The sequence below is a fragment of the Ralstonia sp. UNC404CL21Col genome (genome assembly GCF_000620465.1).
In the GTDB taxonomy this organism is placed as follows: domain Bacteria; phylum Pseudomonadota; class Gammaproteobacteria; order Burkholderiales; family Burkholderiaceae; genus Ralstonia; species Ralstonia flatus.
In genome coordinates, this window is the sequence record NZ_JIBE01000003.1 from 266,043 (window position 1) to 282,012 (window position 15,970).

11 protein-coding genes and 1 other RNA gene are annotated in these 15,970 nt (G+C 66.2%); 2 read left to right on the plus strand and 10 right to left on the minus strand.

Features of this window, described 5'->3' with window-relative positions:
• Window positions 1-21: 21 nt before the first annotated feature.
• From N511_RS0101280 to N511_RS0101295, 4 genes are all read right to left on the minus strand, one after another.
• Complete coding sequence (locus N511_RS0101280) at window positions 22-834, minus strand: ABC transporter ATP-binding protein (RefSeq protein ID WP_027677645.1); 813 nt, start codon at window positions 832-834, stop codon at window positions 22-24.
• A gap of 64 nt (window positions 835-898) precedes the next feature.
• Complete coding sequence (locus N511_RS0101285) at window positions 899-1,948, minus strand: ABC transporter substrate-binding protein (protein ID WP_027677646.1); 1,050 nt, start codon at window positions 1,946-1,948, stop codon at window positions 899-901.
• A gap of 89 nt (window positions 1,949-2,037) precedes the next feature.
• Window positions 2,038-3,246 (minus strand): CaiB/BaiF CoA transferase family protein, encoded by a 1,209-nt coding sequence (locus tag N511_RS0101290; protein WP_027677647.1) that lies wholly within the window; start codon window positions 3,244-3,246, stop codon window positions 2,038-2,040.
• 22 nt (window positions 3,247-3,268) lie between these two features.
• Entirely contained in the window at window positions 3,269-4,183 is a 915-nt protein-coding gene (locus N511_RS0101295; protein ID WP_027677648.1) for a LysR substrate-binding domain-containing protein, read from the minus strand.
• 232 nt (window positions 4,184-4,415) lie between these two features.
• Between N511_RS0101295 and N511_RS23640 the strand changes: the two genes are divergently transcribed.
• Window positions 4,416-5,705 carry a carbohydrate porin gene (locus N511_RS23640; protein ID WP_231479560.1) on the plus strand — a complete coding sequence of 430 codons (1,290 nt, stop codon included), beginning with the start codon at window positions 4,416-4,418 and terminating at the stop codon, window positions 5,703-5,705.
• A 17-nt stretch (window positions 5,706-5,722) separates the two neighbouring features.
• On the opposite strand, the gene recR is transcribed toward N511_RS23640, so the two are convergent.
• From recR to N511_RS0101320, 4 genes are all read right to left on the minus strand, one after another.
• Entirely contained in the window at window positions 5,723-6,343 is a 621-nt protein-coding gene (recR, locus tag N511_RS0101305) for a recombination mediator RecR (protein ID WP_012435307.1), read from the minus strand.
• Window positions 6,343-6,642 (minus strand): antibiotic biosynthesis monooxygenase family protein, encoded by a 300-nt coding sequence (locus N511_RS0101310; RefSeq protein WP_027677650.1) that lies wholly within the window; start codon window positions 6,640-6,642, stop codon window positions 6,343-6,345. Before N511_RS0101310 ends, recR begins: the two co-directional genes overlap by 1 nt.
• Before the next feature lie 23 nt (window positions 6,643-6,665).
• Window positions 6,666-7,013 (minus strand): YbaB/EbfC family nucleoid-associated protein, encoded by a 348-nt coding sequence (locus N511_RS0101315; protein ID WP_027677651.1) that lies wholly within the window; start codon window positions 7,011-7,013, stop codon window positions 6,666-6,668.
• An 85-nt stretch (window positions 7,014-7,098) separates the two neighbouring features.
• Window positions 7,099-9,303 (minus strand): DNA polymerase III subunit gamma/tau, encoded by a 2,205-nt coding sequence (locus N511_RS0101320; RefSeq protein WP_027677652.1) that lies wholly within the window; start codon window positions 9,301-9,303, stop codon window positions 7,099-7,101.
• 126 nt (window positions 9,304-9,429) lie between these two features.
• Here N511_RS0101320 and ffs point away from each other — a divergent pair.
• An RNA gene (ffs, locus tag N511_RS24650) (signal recognition particle sRNA small type) lies at window positions 9,430-9,528 on the plus strand.
• Window positions 9,529-9,581: 53 nt separating this feature from the next.
• On the opposite strand, the gene N511_RS0101325 is transcribed toward ffs, so the two are convergent.
• Both N511_RS0101325 and N511_RS0101330 read right to left on the minus strand, forming a co-directional pair.
• On the minus strand, window positions 9,582-13,103 hold the full coding sequence (locus N511_RS0101325; RefSeq protein ID WP_027677653.1) for a UvrD-helicase domain-containing protein: 3,522 nt from the start codon (window positions 13,101-13,103) through the stop codon (window positions 9,582-9,584).
• The gene (locus N511_RS0101330) at window positions 13,100-15,943 is read right to left on the minus strand and encodes a PD-(D/E)XK nuclease family protein (protein WP_027677654.1); all 2,844 of its coding nucleotides are present in this window, start codon (window positions 15,941-15,943) and stop codon (window positions 13,100-13,102) included. The genes N511_RS0101325 and N511_RS0101330 overlap by 4 nt, the downstream gene beginning before the upstream one ends.
• Window positions 15,944-15,970: the final 27 nt, after the last annotated feature.

Genomic DNA, 15,970 nt, shown 5'->3' on the forward strand with positions numbered 1-15,970 from the left:
ATGCAATCGATCAGATTCAGGTCAAGCCACGCGGCGGTGCTGCGCATAGCCCTTGAGGACTTCCTCGCGCAGGACGTCCCAGATGCGCGAATGCAGGTCGACAAAGCCAGCCTGGTCACGAATCTCGGCCACATCGCGCGGGCGCGGCAGGTCGATGGTGAATTCACCGATCGGGTGCGTGCCGGGGCCGGCGGCCAGAACGACCACGCGGTCGCTCATGGCAATCGCTTCGTCCAGATCGTGCGTGATGAACAGCACCGCCTTGCGCTTGGCGGCCCAGAGGTCGAGCACCTCGTTTTCCATCAGCTGGCGCGTCTGGATGTCGAGCGCGGAAAACGGCTCGTCCATGAGGATGATGTCGGGATCGAGCACCAGCGTTTGCGCCAGGCTCACGCGTTTGCGCATGCCGCCCGAAAGCTGATGCGGGTAACGGTCTTCAAAGCCAGCCAGCCCGACGCGCGCGAGCCACGACATGGCGAGGTCACGCGCCTCCTTGTCGGGCATGCCGCGAAACTCCAGCCCGGCCATCACGTTGTCGAGCGCGCTGCGCCACGGCATCAGCGCCTCTGCCTGGAACATGTAACCGGCACGACGATTGATGCCGACAAGCGGTTCGCCAAACACCCGGACCTGCCCGGAAGACGGCTGCAACAGGCCCGCCGCCAGATTCAGCAATGTGGATTTGCCGCAGCCGGTGGGGCCGACCACCGAGACGAACTCGCCGGCCTGCACCTCCAGCGAGGTGTTTTGCACGGCGGTGTAACGCTGGCCCGGCGTATCGGGCGAGATGAACGTGCAGGTGATCTGATCAAACGAAAGCGCGGGATGGGGCATGGTCTGCGATCCAAAAGCAATGCGCCCGGGCGAAACCGGGCGCGTTGCTGAAAGCCTGTGGAACTTACTTGTATTTCGCGTTGGCCTTCTGCACGAAGGTATTAGTGAAGGTCTGGTCGAGCTTGATCTGCTTGCCCTTCACTTCCGCATCAAACTCCGACAGCGTGCGCAGCGCCGTGGTCGGGCCGTCGGCGGGCATCGTGCCGTCCGGCGAGATCGCCTCACGCACCTTCTCCCACGCCGCCAAATACAGCGCACGGTCGCCGAGCAGATAGGCTTCGGGCACCGTCTTGACGATGTCCGAGGGGCCTGCCTTCTGCAGCCACTTGAGCGCGCGCACCATGGCGTTGGTCATCGCCTGCGTCGTGTTCGGATTCTTCTGGATGAACGCGGTGGACGCGTACAGGCAGCCGGCCGGCATGTTGCCGCCAAACACCGCCTTGGTATCGGCCAGCGTGCGGGTATCCGAAACCACGCGGACTTCATTCTTCTGCGTGAGCATCGACATCACCGGGTCCAGGTTGGCCAGGGCGTCGATCTGGCCCGCACGTACGGCCGCAATCGCCCCGCTGCTCGGGCCCACGCCGATGATCGACACTTCGTTCGGCTTGATGCCGGCGCGCGCCAGCACGTAGTTGACCATGATGTTGGTCGACGAACCCGGCGCCGTCACGCCGATCTTCTTGCCCTTCAAATCGGCAATCGACTTGAAGTTGGGCATCGTCTTATTGTTGACCGCCAACACGATCTGCGGTGCGCGCCCTTGCAACACGAACTCCTGATACATCTGGCCCTTGGCCTGCAGCACCAGCGTGTGCTCGTAGGCACCGCTCACGACGTCGGCGCTACCGCCCACCACAGCCTGCAGCGCTTTTGCACCGCCGGCAAAGTCGACGATTTCAACGTCCAGGCCTTCGTCCTTGAAATAACCCAGACGCTCGGCAATCGTCAGCGGCAGGTAGTAGAACAGCGCCTTGCCGCCCACCGCGATGGTGACCTTGCTTTTTTCAGGTTTGCCCTGTGCCAGAACGGCGGGGCTGGCAGCCAGCAGGCTCGTTGCGCACAGTGCTGCGCCCATCCACTTTGCCCAGCGCCCAATGACTCGTGTCCCCATGCCTGTCTCCTGTTCTGCGGCGTTCACTGCCTTGGCGGCGATATTACCGCAACGATTTGCAACACAACATGCGGGATCGTCCTAGCTGCTTAGCTTTTGGCTTCGGCAACGATGCCTTGCGAAACGAGCGCGTCGATCTGCGCATCCGTCAGGCCGTGGCTGCGCAGGACATCGCGCGTGTGCTGGCCCAGGCGCGGCGCGCTCGCCTGCACAGCGCCCGGCGTGGCGGAAAGCTTCGGCACCACGCCCGGCATCTCGACCTCGATGCCCGACTGCGCGCGCACGGTTTCGATCACGCCGCGTGCGCGGTAGTGCGGGTCGGCGGCAATGTCGGCGATGGTGTAGATCGGGCCGCTGGGCACTTCGGCCGCATGCAGCGCGGCCAGAACCTCTGCGATGGGCAAGGTGCTCGTCCACGCGTTGATGGCTGCGTCGATTTCCTCGGCACGCGCGGCGCGGCCGTCGTTGCGGGCTAGGCCGGGATCGTCAGCCAGATCTTGCCGGCCCATGTGTTGCATCAGGCGGCGGAAGATGTTGTCGCCGTTGGCGGCAATCAGAACGTATTCGCCACCGGCGCAGCGATAGGCGTTCGACGGTGCGATGCCCGGCAACGCCCCGCCCGCCGGCTGGCGGATCGCGCCAAACACCGAATACTCCGGCAGCAGGCTCTCGGTCAGGTTGAACACGGATTCATACAGCGCCACGTCGATCACCTGCCCCTTGCCGCCGCGCGCATCGCGTTCATACAGCGCCAGCAGCACGCCCAACGCGCCATGCAAACCGGCGATGGTGTCGCCGAGCGACAGCCCCGCCCGGGCAGGCGGGCGCCCCGGCTCACCGGTCAAATAGCGCAGGCCGGCCATGGCTTCGGCAATGGCCGCAAAGCCCGGCTCATCCCGTTTGGGGCCCGTCTGGCCGTAGCCTGACACGCGGAGCATGATCAGTTTCGGGTTGATGGCGGAAAGCGCTTCGTACGACAGCCCCCACTTTTCCATCGTCCCCGGGCGGAAGTTCTCGATCAGCACATCGGCTTCAGCAGCCAGCTTGCGAACAACCTCCTGCCCTTCCGGGACACGCAAGTCGACGCAGACCGATTGCTTGTTGCGCGATTGCGCCTCCCACCAGACTGACGTGCCCTCATGCAGCATCCGCCATTTGCGCAGCGGATCGCCCTGCCCGGGCGGCTCGATCTTGATGACCTGGGCGCCAAAGTCGGCGAGCGTCTTGGCAGCAAACGGCCCGGCAATCAGTTGCCCGAGTTCGAGCACACGGATGTCCTGCAAAACCTGTGTCGGCATGGTCGTATGGAAAGCGTTGAATTCAGAGTGCGGTGGGGTTGCCGAGCAGATGCGTCATCAGCAGACGCGCCGAGCTGGTCAGCGCATCGGGGTCGCGCACGCCCACCAGCAGGCGGCGATGCGCCCATTCGTCCTGGAGCGCCACGAGCGCCAGACCCGCGCCCGGCAGGCTCGATACATGCCCTTGTGCGGCGATGCGCGGCAACACGCCCACGCCCAGGCCAGAGGCCACCATCCGGCAGACGGCTTCGAAGCTGCGCACCTGGATGCGCAGGCGCAGCGGCTTGCCCAGCCGAAGGCTTTCGTCGACGAGTTGGGCCGCCAGCGACGTGCCCGGCGGCAGGCTGACGAAATCGAAATCCACGGCGTCGGCGAAATGGACCTGCTTGCGCCCGGCCAACGGATGCCCGCGCGGCGTGACCAAGGCGAGATCGTCTTCGCGGTAGTCGAACGATTGCAGCCCGTCGCACGGCGTACCGGCTGCGAAGATGCCGAGGTCGGCCCGGTTCTCGCGCAGCGCGGCAACGATATCGCCGCTGTCCTGCTCCTCCAGCGCGATGCGAATGGCCGGATTGGCCAGCATGAACGCGGCCAGGTCATCGGCCAGGAATTGCGTAATCGACGAGGTGTTGGCCCACACGCGCACCAGCCCCCGCGTGCCGGCGGCAAAGTCCGACAGCGCGCCCGCCATGCGCTCGACGTCCTGCAGGATGCCGACAGCATGGCGGAAGCACGCCTGGCCGGCCTCGGTCAGTTCCACGCCTGCGGCATGGCGATACAGCAGCGGCGCGCCTACGGCCGCTTCGAGATCGGAAATCCGCTTGCTCGCCGCGGCAACGGCCAAGTGCGATTGGCGGGCCCCAGCCGAGATGCTGCCCAGCCGGGCCACCGCCACAAACAGGCCAAGGGTGACGAGATCGAAGCGGGCGAGATTCATCGCGGAGAGCTGGAGGTGGGGAATACACAACATCGATGCAATATCGGGGCATGTTTCCTGCGTGTTTCATCCGGCCGTCATCCGCTCACGGTTAACATGGCGGGCTTTTGGCCGTTCCCCGATCCGAGAAGGGATTCTAACGGCGTTCTCCCTGCTTGCTGCCATGTTGCTTCCGTTCCGTCTTGCCCGCCTGACTGCCTTGTGCGCCCTCTCCCTGAGCGCCGGCCATGCCTTGGCAGCTGAAAGCACATCAGGTGACAGCGGCAAGTGGGCGATCAACGATCCAGACCGCTTTGCCGTCCACGGCCAGGCGACCTACGTCTGGCAGCACGACCTGTCGTTCCACTCACCGTACAGCGGGCCGAACAGCCTGTCGGGCAAGTCGACAACGAGCTATTCGGTCACGACGACGCTTGATCTGGGCATGCGCCTCTGGCAAGGCGCCGAAGTCCATATCAACCCCGAAATGGCGCTCGGTCAGCCGTTCTCGGGCCTGCATGGCCTAGCCGGATTCACCAACGGTGAGCTGGCCAAGACGGCCGGCCCGGACCCGACGCTCTACCGCGCACGCGCCTTCTTCCGCCAGACCGTTGGCCTGGGCGGCGGCACCGAAGACCAGGAAGCCGAGATGAACCAGTTTGCCGGCCCGGTCGACAAGCGTCGCCTGGTCTTTACGGCAGGTAATTTTTCGGTGCTGGACGTGTTCGACAGCGTGACATACGCACATGACCCGCGCACGCAATTCCTGAACTGGTCATTCCTCACGCACGGCGCGTTCGACTACGCCGCCGATGCCCGCGGCTACACCTGGGGCGCCGCCCTGGAGTATTACGACGGCGACTGGGCGTACCGCATCGGCCGCTTCATCCAGCCCGAAGAGTCCAACGGCTTGCCGCTGGACACACGCATCGGCCGCCACTACGGCGATGTCTTTGAAGTCGAGCGCAGCCACACGCTTTCCGGCCAGCCGGGCAAGCTGCGCGTCATGCTGTTCCGCAACCGAACCAACATGGCGCGCTACAACGATGCCCTCGCCCTGGGTCAATCGACAGGCGGCGCGCCGGACGTCAGCCTCACGCGACGCGACAACACCAAGGTCGGTGTCGGCATCGGTGGCGAACAGCAGATCAACGACGACATTGGCGTCTTCGCTCGTGCGTCGTGGGCGGACGGCAAGACGGAAACGTACGCCTTCACGGAAATCGACCGTTCGGTGTCGTTCGGCACGATCGTCAAGGGCAGCAAATGGGGACGTTCGGAAGACACGGTGGGCCTGGCGGCGGCCATCAACATGCTGTCGCCGGATCACCGCCGCTACCTGCAGCAAGGCGGCGTGGGCGTATTCCTGGGAGACGGCAAGCTGAACTACGCGCCCGAGCAGATCGTCGAGGCCTTCTATAGCTTCCAGGCGGCCAAGCACCTGTGGATCAGCGCCGACGTGCAATGGATCCGCAACCCCGGCTACAACGCGGATCGCGGCCCCGCCGTGTTTTTCGGTACGCGCCTGCATACCGAGTTCTGACGTTCAGCGGCGCCGGCTCAGAGCTGACGCCGATCCAGCACCGCGCGGGCGATGGTGCCCGCGTCCACGTATTCCAGCTCACCGCCCACCGGCACGCCACGCGCCAGACGCGTCGCCTTGATGCCGCGGGCCTTCAACATCTCGCCGATGTAGTGCGCCGTCGCCTCGCCTTCGCTGGTGAAGTTGGTGGCGAGGATGACCTCGGTGCACGGCCCGCCCAGCGCAGGATCGGTCGCACGGGCCAGCAAGCGTTCGAGGTGGATCTCTTTCGGGCCGATGTTGTCCAGCGGCGAGAGCCGCCCCATCAGCACGAAGTATTGACCGCGATAGGTCAGCGTCTGCTCGATCATCATCTGATCAGCGGGCGTTTCCACCACGCACAGGACCGATGCATCGCGGCGCGTGTCCAGGCAAGTCTCGCAAACTTCCTGCTCGGTAAAGGTATTGCATCGGCTGCAATGCTGGATGGATTCCGTCGCTTCAGACAGCGCCTGGGCCAGTTGCGCCGCGCCCTCGCGATCATGCTGCATCAGGTGATAGGCCATCCGCTGGGCAGACTTGGGGCCGACCCCCGGCAGCACGCGCAAGGCCTCGACCAGCATCTGCAGCGCCGACGGCGTACCTGGAGCGTTACGCATCACGCGTGCTCCAGAACAGTCGTGTGGTGCAGCACTTCCGGCATCGGATCATAGAAGTGGTGCAGCAGCGCACGCCAGCGCTGGTACTCGGGCGACTGCCGGAAGCCGATGGTGTGATCTTCCAGCGTCTGCCACTGCACGAGCAGCAGATAGTCGCTCGCCCGCTCCGTGCAGCGCGACAACGACAGCGAAACGAACCCCCGCATCGCACCGATGAGGTGACGCGCCTCACCGAAGGCCGCCTCGAAGGCGGCCTCCTGGCCGGGCCTGACGTGCAGCAGCGCGGATTCCAGCACCATGGCGCGATCCTGGCGGGCTTTGTTTAGAACGGCAGCTTGAAGCCGGGCGGGAGCATGCTAGCCATACCACCCAGGCCGGAAGTGAGCGAGCCCATCTTCTCTTGCGTAGTGGTCTCGGCCTTACGCACGGCGTCGTTGAACGCGGCGGCGATCAGGTCTTCCAGCAGATCCTTGTCTTCGCCTTCGGCCAGCAGGCTCGGGTCGATCGACACACGCTTCACGTCGTTCTTGCAGGTCATCACCACCTTCACGAGGCCCGCGCCGGACACGCCTTCCACCTCGATCAGGGCGAGCTGCTCCTGCGCCTTTTTCATGTTTTCCTGCATCTGCTGGGCCTGCTTCATCAGCCCGGCGATCTGGCCTTTCATCATGGTCGTTGCTCCTTGAAATGGGTCATGCAAGGCGCGCCGCTCTCATGGGCGCGCCGATGTTCAATGTTCAGTCTTGGAAGTCGGTTCAGTGCGCGTGCGGTTGGATTGAACCGGGGACAACCTGTGCGGCAAAGTCCCGCACCAGCGCCTGCACAAACGGGTTGGCGGCGATGGCTTCTTCGGCATTGCGTTGGCGCTCGGCACGCTGCTCAGCGTCGACGGCTGCGGCGGTGGCGCGTGCCGGTCCGATATCGCACGCCACGCGAACGGGCGTGCCGAAGTGTTCCGTCAATGCCGCTTCCAGGCGCTCGACGACGTTGGCGTCGGTCAGCGGAGGCAACGGCACACGCAGGCGCATCGTGGCGCCCTCCACGGCTGCCAACTCACTCTGGTAAGCCAGTTGCTGGGCCAGACCGCGTATCGGCAGGCTAGCGGCCAACGCCGGCCAATTGCCATCGAAGGTGGTGAGGCCGCTGGCGCTCAGGTCAGGCGGCGTAGCTGCGGCTACCGGCTCTGGGGGGACTGCCTTGGTCGGTGCCGGTGCCGATGCGGCTACCGGCGCCTCGATCTGTGCCGGACGTGCTGCCGGCTCAGGCGCTCCAGGGCGCACGCTCGAAGCGGAATCCCAGCCGGCAAACGCCGCATCCATCTCTTCAAGCGACGGCGAAGCCAATTCGCCTGGCATTTCATCCCAAGGCGGCGGGCCGTCGTCGGAAGGTGCAGCAGCGGCAACCGGCGGTTCACGCCGCTGCGGCGATGACGTTGATGCCGGCACAGCAGGATTCGGGCGCGGGCCTGCCACGGGAGCAGGACGTGCGACAGGTGCCGGCGCCGCTACCGGCGTGGCGGCAGGTGCAGAAGCTCCGCCCCGACCACGACTCGACGCTTGGCGCGCAGCGGCCAATGCCTCCATGGCCGGCGAGCGACGCGCTGGCGCCGCAGCCGGCGCCTGCACAGCGGCTGCAACGGGTACCGGCGCGGGCGCCGTCGGGGTCGCCTGATAAGTCGCACGCGGCGCCTCAACCATCGGCTCCGCACGCGTCGCCACTGGCGCGGCCTGGGTGACCGGTGCGGTTATCGGCGCAGTCGCTGTGACGGCAGGACGCGTCGATGTGGCCGGTGTTGCCGCCAGCGGCATCGCGCGCTTCCCGCCGCCGCCGCCCGAAGGCGGCGCTGCGTCCCCACCCGACTGCCCGGGCTGGAACGCCAGCATGCGCAGCAGCGTCATCGTAAAGCCGGCGTACTCGTCCGGCGCCAGCGCCAATTCGTTGCGGCCAAGATTGGCAAACTGGTAGAACAGTTGCACCGACTGCGCATCGAACCGCTCGGCAAGCCGGCGCACATCGTCGGCCTCGGGCCAGTCGTCTTGCACAGCGGCGGGCACAACCTGCGCCAGTGCAATCTTCTGCAGCAGCGATGCAAGATCCTGCAGCGCGCCCGAAAAACTCAGGCTGCGCCCGGCCATTTCATCGGCAATCTCGACAAGCGCGGCGCCGTTCTCATCGGCCAGCGCGTCGAGCAGGCGCACGAGGTAGCTTTGATCAATCGCGCCGAGCATGCCGCGCACGGCGGCTTCGCTGACCTCGCCCGCGCTGTACGCGATGGCCTGGTCGGTGAGCGAAAGCGCGTCGCGCATCGAACCTTGTGCGGCCGCCGCGAGCAGACGCAGCGCGTTCGGCTCGTGGGCGATGCCCTCTTCCCCGAGGATGCGGTCAAGGTGAGACACGATGTGTCCCGGCGGCATCTGCTTGAGGTTGAACTGCAGGCAGCGCGACAGCACCGTCACCGGAATCTTCTGCGGATCGGTGGTCGCGAGGATGAACTTGACGTGCTCGGGCGGCTCTTCCAGCGTCTTCAACATCGCGTTGAAGGCGTGGTTGGTCAGCATGTGCACTTCGTCGATCATGTAGACCTTGAAGCGGCCGCTTGTGGGCGCGTAGACGGCGCGGTCCAGCAACTGCGCCATCTCGTCGACGCCGCGGTTGGAGGCGGCGTCCATCTCGATGTAATCGACAAAGCGCCCGGCATCGATCTCGGTACAGGCGCGGCACACGCCGCACGGCTGCGCAGTGATGCCGCCCTGCCCGTCCGCGCCGACGCAATTGAGCGATTTGGCAAGGATGCGCGACAGCGTCGTCTTGCCGACACCGCGCGTACCCGTGAACAGGTATGCGTGGTGCAGGCGCTGCTGTTCGAGCGCATGCGTGAGCGCTTTCACCACGTGTTCCTGACCGACCAGCGTGGTGAAATCGCGAGGGCGCCACTTGCGGGCGAGCACTTGATAACTCATGCGGCGGATTGTAGCAAAGCGAGGTGGATTTCCGACGCGGTTTTGGAGGGGTCAACCGCCATGCGCGCCGAGCGAATTGCAAGGATATTCAAGTGGGGACGTGCGAGTCGGTTACAATGGCGGTCGGACGGGCCTCCTCGCATGGTGGCGCGGTCAACCTGGTCAGGTCGGGAACGAAGCAGCCACAGCCGTTTTCCGCCAGTGCCGAGGGTCAGGCTCGTCCCCCTTCTCTTTTCCCTTCCGCATCACCCTTCCCCTTTTCGTCTGTCCTGCCCGCGTCAGAACAACGCGCCTTGGCTGTCGTCGTGTGACGCCTGTACCGGCTTGGGCAGCGCATCCAGGCCGATCCACTCCCCCTGCGCAGTCGCCACGCCCGCGTGCACGCTGCGCCCCGGATACATCGGCGCGACGGCGGCCACATAGCCGCGCAGCTGGTCCGCATAGGCGGCGCGTTCGACGGGCAGCAGGCGTAGCTTGTAGTCGACCACGAGGATGTCGTTGCCACGTTCGATCAGGCGATCGATGCGCAACAGCGCGCCGTCGGGGCCGAACAGTTCCACCTCGTTATGCGCGGCGTCGAAGTGCGCGGGGTCGAAGACATGCGCCAGCGCTTGGGCGGAAAGCATCCGGCGCACGGCATCGGCGGCGCGTGTGGCATCGGCTTGCGTAACGCCGGTCGCGCCGAACCAGCGCGTGATCGTCTCGGCGTCGGGCGCCTGTTCGGGCAAGCCCCGGCGCGTCAGGCGCTCGAGCACCGCATGCAGCAGTTCGCCCTGCGCCACGGCGCCTTGGTCGAAGACGATATCGGCGGGCCCCTCGGCGGATGCGCCAGCCGCACCGACACGCACCGTCACCGTCAGCGGCGCGCGGAAGTCGTGGTAAGAAACAGCCTCCGCCGCGGCCGCGTTGACGGCCGAATCGGTTGCGCCATCAAGCATTGGCGCGGGTGATGCGACGCCCGCGGTGGCGAGCAACGTGTACCAACTGGCCGTGCCATCCACGTCAGGCGCATCGCCCTCATCGACAGATTGGGCCGCCGTGGCATCACGCTTGTTGGCGACGCCGGAAACGATCAGCGCTTGCCGCGCGCGCGTCATCGCCACGTAGAGCAGATTCCAGTTCTCGCGCTCCGCAAGCTCGTTTTCCTGCTTGAAGAGGGGCTCGCGCGCCAAACCCCGCTCGGATGTCTTGCCAAACGCCGAGAAATGCGCGGGTGCCGGCGCGCCGGGCGGCCAATCGATCAAGATCCCGGCGGTGTCGACGCGCGCGTCGCTGTGGTGGCTGTCGAGCAGCACGACGAACGGCGCTTCGAGCCCCTTCGACGCATGTACGGTCAATATCTGTACAGCGTCGAGTCCTTCGCTGGCGACTTCGGCGTCGATGGCATCCGGCGCTTCCGTGTCGCCCTGCATGCCTTCGTCGGGGCTTTCGTCCTCGTCGCCCTGGCGGATGGCGCGCAGCTCCGCCATGAATTTCGGCAGGCTCGGATACCGACCGCCGTCCAGGTCGAGCGCGAGCTTCAAAAACGCATCCAGGTTGGCGAGTACCTGGTCGCGATTGGCGGCGGGCGCGCGTTCTGCGTAGCGGCGCTTGAGTTCGCCGGTGTAGACGATGTGATCCAGCAGATCGTGCACCGGCAGCGTGGGCGCCACCGCCAGCCAACGCGACAGCATGCGATGCGCGTAACGGAAAGTAGCCGATGCGTCAGCCTGGCCCGCCAACGCGGTCAGCCGCTCCCACCACGTCAGTGCGACCGCGCCTTCGCCAAACTGCGCCAGCGCGATGAGGTCGTCGTCCGAGGCGGCAAAGACCGGACTGCGCAGCACATGTGCAAGCGACAAATCGGCTTGCGGCGTCATGAGGAAATCGAGCAGCGCGCACAAATCGAGCGCTTCGAGCGTTGCGAGCAGACCGCCGCGGCGCGGACTCAGATAAGGCACACCCGCGTCGCGCAGCGCGCGTTCGTAATCGGCGAGATAGCGCTTGCGGCGGACGAGCAGCTGGAAATCGCTCCAGCGCACAGGGCGCTCGACACCGCCTTCGCGAATGCGCTCATTCGCGTGCAACGCATGCAGGCACGCGGCCACCTGGCGGCCTTCTGCATATCGCTGCGAATCGCCGGCCTCTTCACGCGGTTCGGTGAGCGTGTCGCGGGGTGCAGCTTCGTCGGCCTGCTCGACTTCAGGCACGGGCACCAGCGGCAACAGCAGCGCTTGGCCCACAGGCGCATCCACGGCGGTGCTTTGCTCTGCGTAGATGGGATAGTCGCCGCGCGCCCGCGCCTGCAGGAATACGGCGTTGACCCACTCCAGCACGGCCGGCGCATTGCGACGCGTGCGGTTGGTGCGCAGCACGGTCGCGTTGAATTCAGCGACCAGCATTTCCCGCGCAGCATCGAACAATCGCGCATCCGCGCGGCGGAAACGGTAGATCGATTGCTTCGGATCGCCCACCAGAAACACGCTGGGCTGCGTGCCGGTGCCCGCATAGCCGGCCAGCCAGCCTTGCAGGATGCGCCACTGCATCGGGTTCGTATCCTGAAACTCGTCGAGCAGCAGATGCTTGTAGCGCGCGTCGAGCCGCACCTGAAGGTAGGCGGCGGTATCGTCTTGCTGCATCAGGCGCGCCGCTTCCCATTCGAGATCGGTGAAGTCCATCGCCCGCGCCTGGCGCTTGTACGCCTGATAGCGATCGATGAGCGCGTCGCCCAGCGCAAACAACGCTGCGTTGACGGCGCGCACGCGGGCTTCCTGACGGCGGGCCTGGATGGCGGTCAGCGTCTCGCAGAGCGTGGTGTGCAAGGTCACCAGCGTTTGCGCGTGCTCATCGCCGACGGCTTTGATGAGCGCCTTGGTCGGCTTGCACGCGCGCGCCTTGCCGGCCTGCGTGTGGAATGCGGCAAACAACGTCTCGAAGGCTTGCGCGCGGGCCGCCTCATCCGAGAGGTCCATTCCGCGCGCGGCGGTAACCGCAGATTCAATGGCCACCGCGCGCTTGCCCTCGGCCGCACCGCCTTGCCCGAGCCAGCCGGAGACGCGCAGCATGTCGGCGAGCAACGCTGCATCCTGCAGCGCTTCGATCAGCGGATCGACCGTCGCATCGTCGCCGAGCAGCTCATCCAACGCATCCAGCGGACGACCGCCCGCCTGGGTCTTGTACGCCCACCAATCGCTGCGCTGATGGAACATGGCGTCGAGCAGGCGACCGGCCTGGAAATCGCCGACCAGATCGGCAAGCGTTTCATACGCGGCGCGCAATTCAGCGTGATCTTCGGCGAGCAAGCCGCGCCAGAAAGGCGCCCACGCTTCACGCCGCAGCCGCCCGGCGTCTTCACGCAACGACGCGCCCTGCTGCACGCCGGACGACAACGGCGCCCCGCGCAGCAGCGAACCAAACCAGCCGTGAAACGTATCAATCGCCATGCGCGACGGCGATTCCAGCACGCGCGCATACAGCCCGCGCGCGGTTTCGATCAGCGCCGGCGCATCGCGTTCATCCACCGTGCGGGCGATGAGTTCTCGCACGACGCCTTCATCGTCGGCGCTGGCCAGCTGCGCGAGGATGTCGAGCAAACGCTGCCGCATTTCTTCGGCCGCCTTGCGCGTGAACGTGATGGCGAGAATGTCCGCCGGAGCAGCGCCTGCCAGCAGCAAACGCAACATGCGCGTGACCAGCAGCCACGTCTTGCCGCTGCCCGCGCACGCTTCCACGACCACGGAGCGCTGCGGATCGCACGCCGCGCGCGAAAAAACCTCGGGCGAGACGGCCGCGCCGTCGCGTTCGTAAGCGTGATCGCTCATGCCGCGTCCTCCGGTTCGCGGGGCGCGCCGTCGGTCCAATACCCCTTGCGGCACAGGCCACGCGCCGCGCAATAGCGGCACGCCGATTCATCGCCGAAAGCCGGCAGCGGCGCACCGGCGGCGAGGGCCGTCATGTCCTTTTGCATCTGTTCGATCAACCACTCGACGACTTGCGTGAAGTCGGGCAATGCAACATCGCGCTTGTCCCCGCGCGCCTCGCCGTCCAGCGAAACCCAGCCGCCGGAGTCCGCACGCGCGTCGAGCACGCCGTAAAACGGCAGCTGGCAATCCTCAAACGGCGTCTTGGCGCGACGCACGAGCACCATTTGCGATTGCGTCTTGTAATCGAGCACCGCCACGCCGTGTTCGTCGTGCACGTCGATGCGGTCGATACGGCCGCGCAGGCGCAGCGGGCGTTCGTCCGGCAACGTGATGGACGTATCGACATCGACCTCACCGGCTTCAAAGCGCCAGCCATCGGCCTCGCGCGCGGCCTGCCACGCCAGGTACGACGGCATCACGCCAAGCCAGCGCCGATAGAAGCGCAGCGCGTTGCCATCCTCGGCCAGGAGCGGGCTGAACTGCTCGTCGCTGATGGCCTGCAGCAGTGCCTGGCGATCCGCCGGATCGTGCATCGGCGCTTCCAGCAACTGCCGGTGAAAGCGATGCAGGATCGCGTGCAAAATCTCGCCGATGTCGCGTTTCTCCAGCTCGTCGGACACCTCTTCCAACTCGCCCAGGCGCAGCATGCGGCCGACGAAAAACTGGTAAGGACAGCGGCGCAGGCTGTTGTAAGCAGCCGCACTCAGCGTGGACGGCACCAGCGTCGGAGCGGCGGGCGCCGGCATGTCGGTCGGCTGGCTGGTGGTCTGCAGGCTGGGCAACGTGACGGACGTATCGATACGCACGCCGCTCACCGCCAACCGGCGTTGCAGACGTTCGAGCCAGCCGGAAAGGCGATGCGGCTCGCCGCGTCCGCCGTGGCGTTGCCAGGACAACACCACCTCGGGCTGATTGAGCAGCACTTCCGCCAAGTCCCGCGCCTGCTGCGCAAAGCGCTGGGCGCGGTCGGGCAAACCCAATTCACGGCGCACGTCGTTGGAGAAAAACAGCCATTCCGGCTGTGCGGACGGCAGCTGCGCATCATCGCAGCCGACCACCACCACGCCATCAAAGCGCCGCATGCGCGCGCCATTCAGCGGCAGGATGACAACGCGCCGGTCCGCGGGCGGTGAAGGCTCACTGAAGACCGCAGATTCGAGCAGCATCGACAGCAACGCCCGCCACTCGGTGAGCGAGAACCGCGCGCCCGCATCGGTGCTGCCGTGTATCGATGTGCGCAGACGGTCAATCCAATCCAGCAACTGACGACCTGCATCGTCGTTCTGCAAGCCGGTGCGCATATGCAGGCGATCGAGCGTCCCTGCCAGCAGCGTTACCCACGCGTCAAGCGTCGCGCTGCCTGCCCGGCGCCACAACGCCGCTTCGTCGGCCAACACGCCGACGCGATCGGCCAGGCGGCTGACCTTTGCTTCGCCATCGGCTTTATTGGCGGAGCGGTCGGCCACCAGTCGGCGCAACCGTCCCCAACCGCCCGAAACGTTGTGCCGGCGCACCCGGCGCTCCAGCTCTGCGACCCATGCGGGCGTGGCAGTGCCGGCATCGGCGTCACGCAAACAGAAAGGGCTTTTGACGAGATCCAGCAGCGCCGCGGTATCGCCGTCGCCCTGCACCACGTCGACCCAGCGCATGAGCGCTGCGGCGGCGCGCGTCGTCGAAAGCTTCCAGCCGGTCTCATCCCGCACCGGCACGTTCACGCGCGCCAGCAACGCGCGAACGCGCCGCGCCACGATGCGATCCTGCGCCACCAACGCCAACGAGCGGCGCCCGGTGTTCAGCCAATCGACCAGCGTATGCGCGGCAAAGGCCGCTTCGTCCTCAAAGCGCGCGGCGCCGGCTATGCGCAGGATTGGCGCCGGCATCTGCGCATCGGCGCCATCGTCCTCAGCCTGTGCGGCCGTCGCACATTCGGGCCAGGCGTGCAGCAGCAAGTCGCGGAAATCCGCATGCGTGGAAGGCGCCGCGGATGTGCCGGTCTCGGGCGCATTCCAGTCGTAGCCGATGCTCAGCACCGGCACGCGCTCGGCGGCGCGCTGCAGGAAATCGAGGTCGACCGCCTCGGCGTCCGTCGGACTCATCCAGACGACAGGGCCGTGCAGTTCGTCAAGCAGACGCCGCATGGCGCGCAGGCGCATTGGAATCGGGTCCGTCGCGCCTGACAGCAAGCGCCAGAACGTCAGCACAATGCGCGATTCGGTACCAAGAAAGCGTTCAGACAATTGTGCGTAGGTGCGCTCCAACGCTTCGGCCAACGCCGACTCCAGCTCGTCGGGCCGCCCATCTGCGCCGCTATGCGCCGCATCCAGCGTCAGCCAGCGCTGCGACAGTTCATCCGACACCGTCACGAGCACCTGCGCGACGCCCCAGAGTGCGGCATCGTCCTGCGCGCCGAGCGCTTCACGCAGCCAAGCCTGCGTCTTGAGGGCCTGCTGCACCGCAAGCAATCGGGACAGCGGCGTGCGCGCGGCGGGCAAACCTGCTTCCGGCGGCAAATCGAGCAGCCAGTGCCCCAGGGTCAGAATGCGCGGCAGCAAACGCGGCGTGCCGGTCGCCTGCGCGCTGGCATGCAGGGCACTGCGCACGCCCGGTATCTGCGCGGCGGTCGGCACGACGATCGTAGCGCTGCCGGCGGCTTGCGCATGCGCATCCAGAAAGCGCCATGCAGCGTCGGCGGCACGGGAAAGGAATGCTGGGCCAGGCGCGAAGGCAAGCGTCTGCATGCGTGGAATATGGCGATATACCGGGAA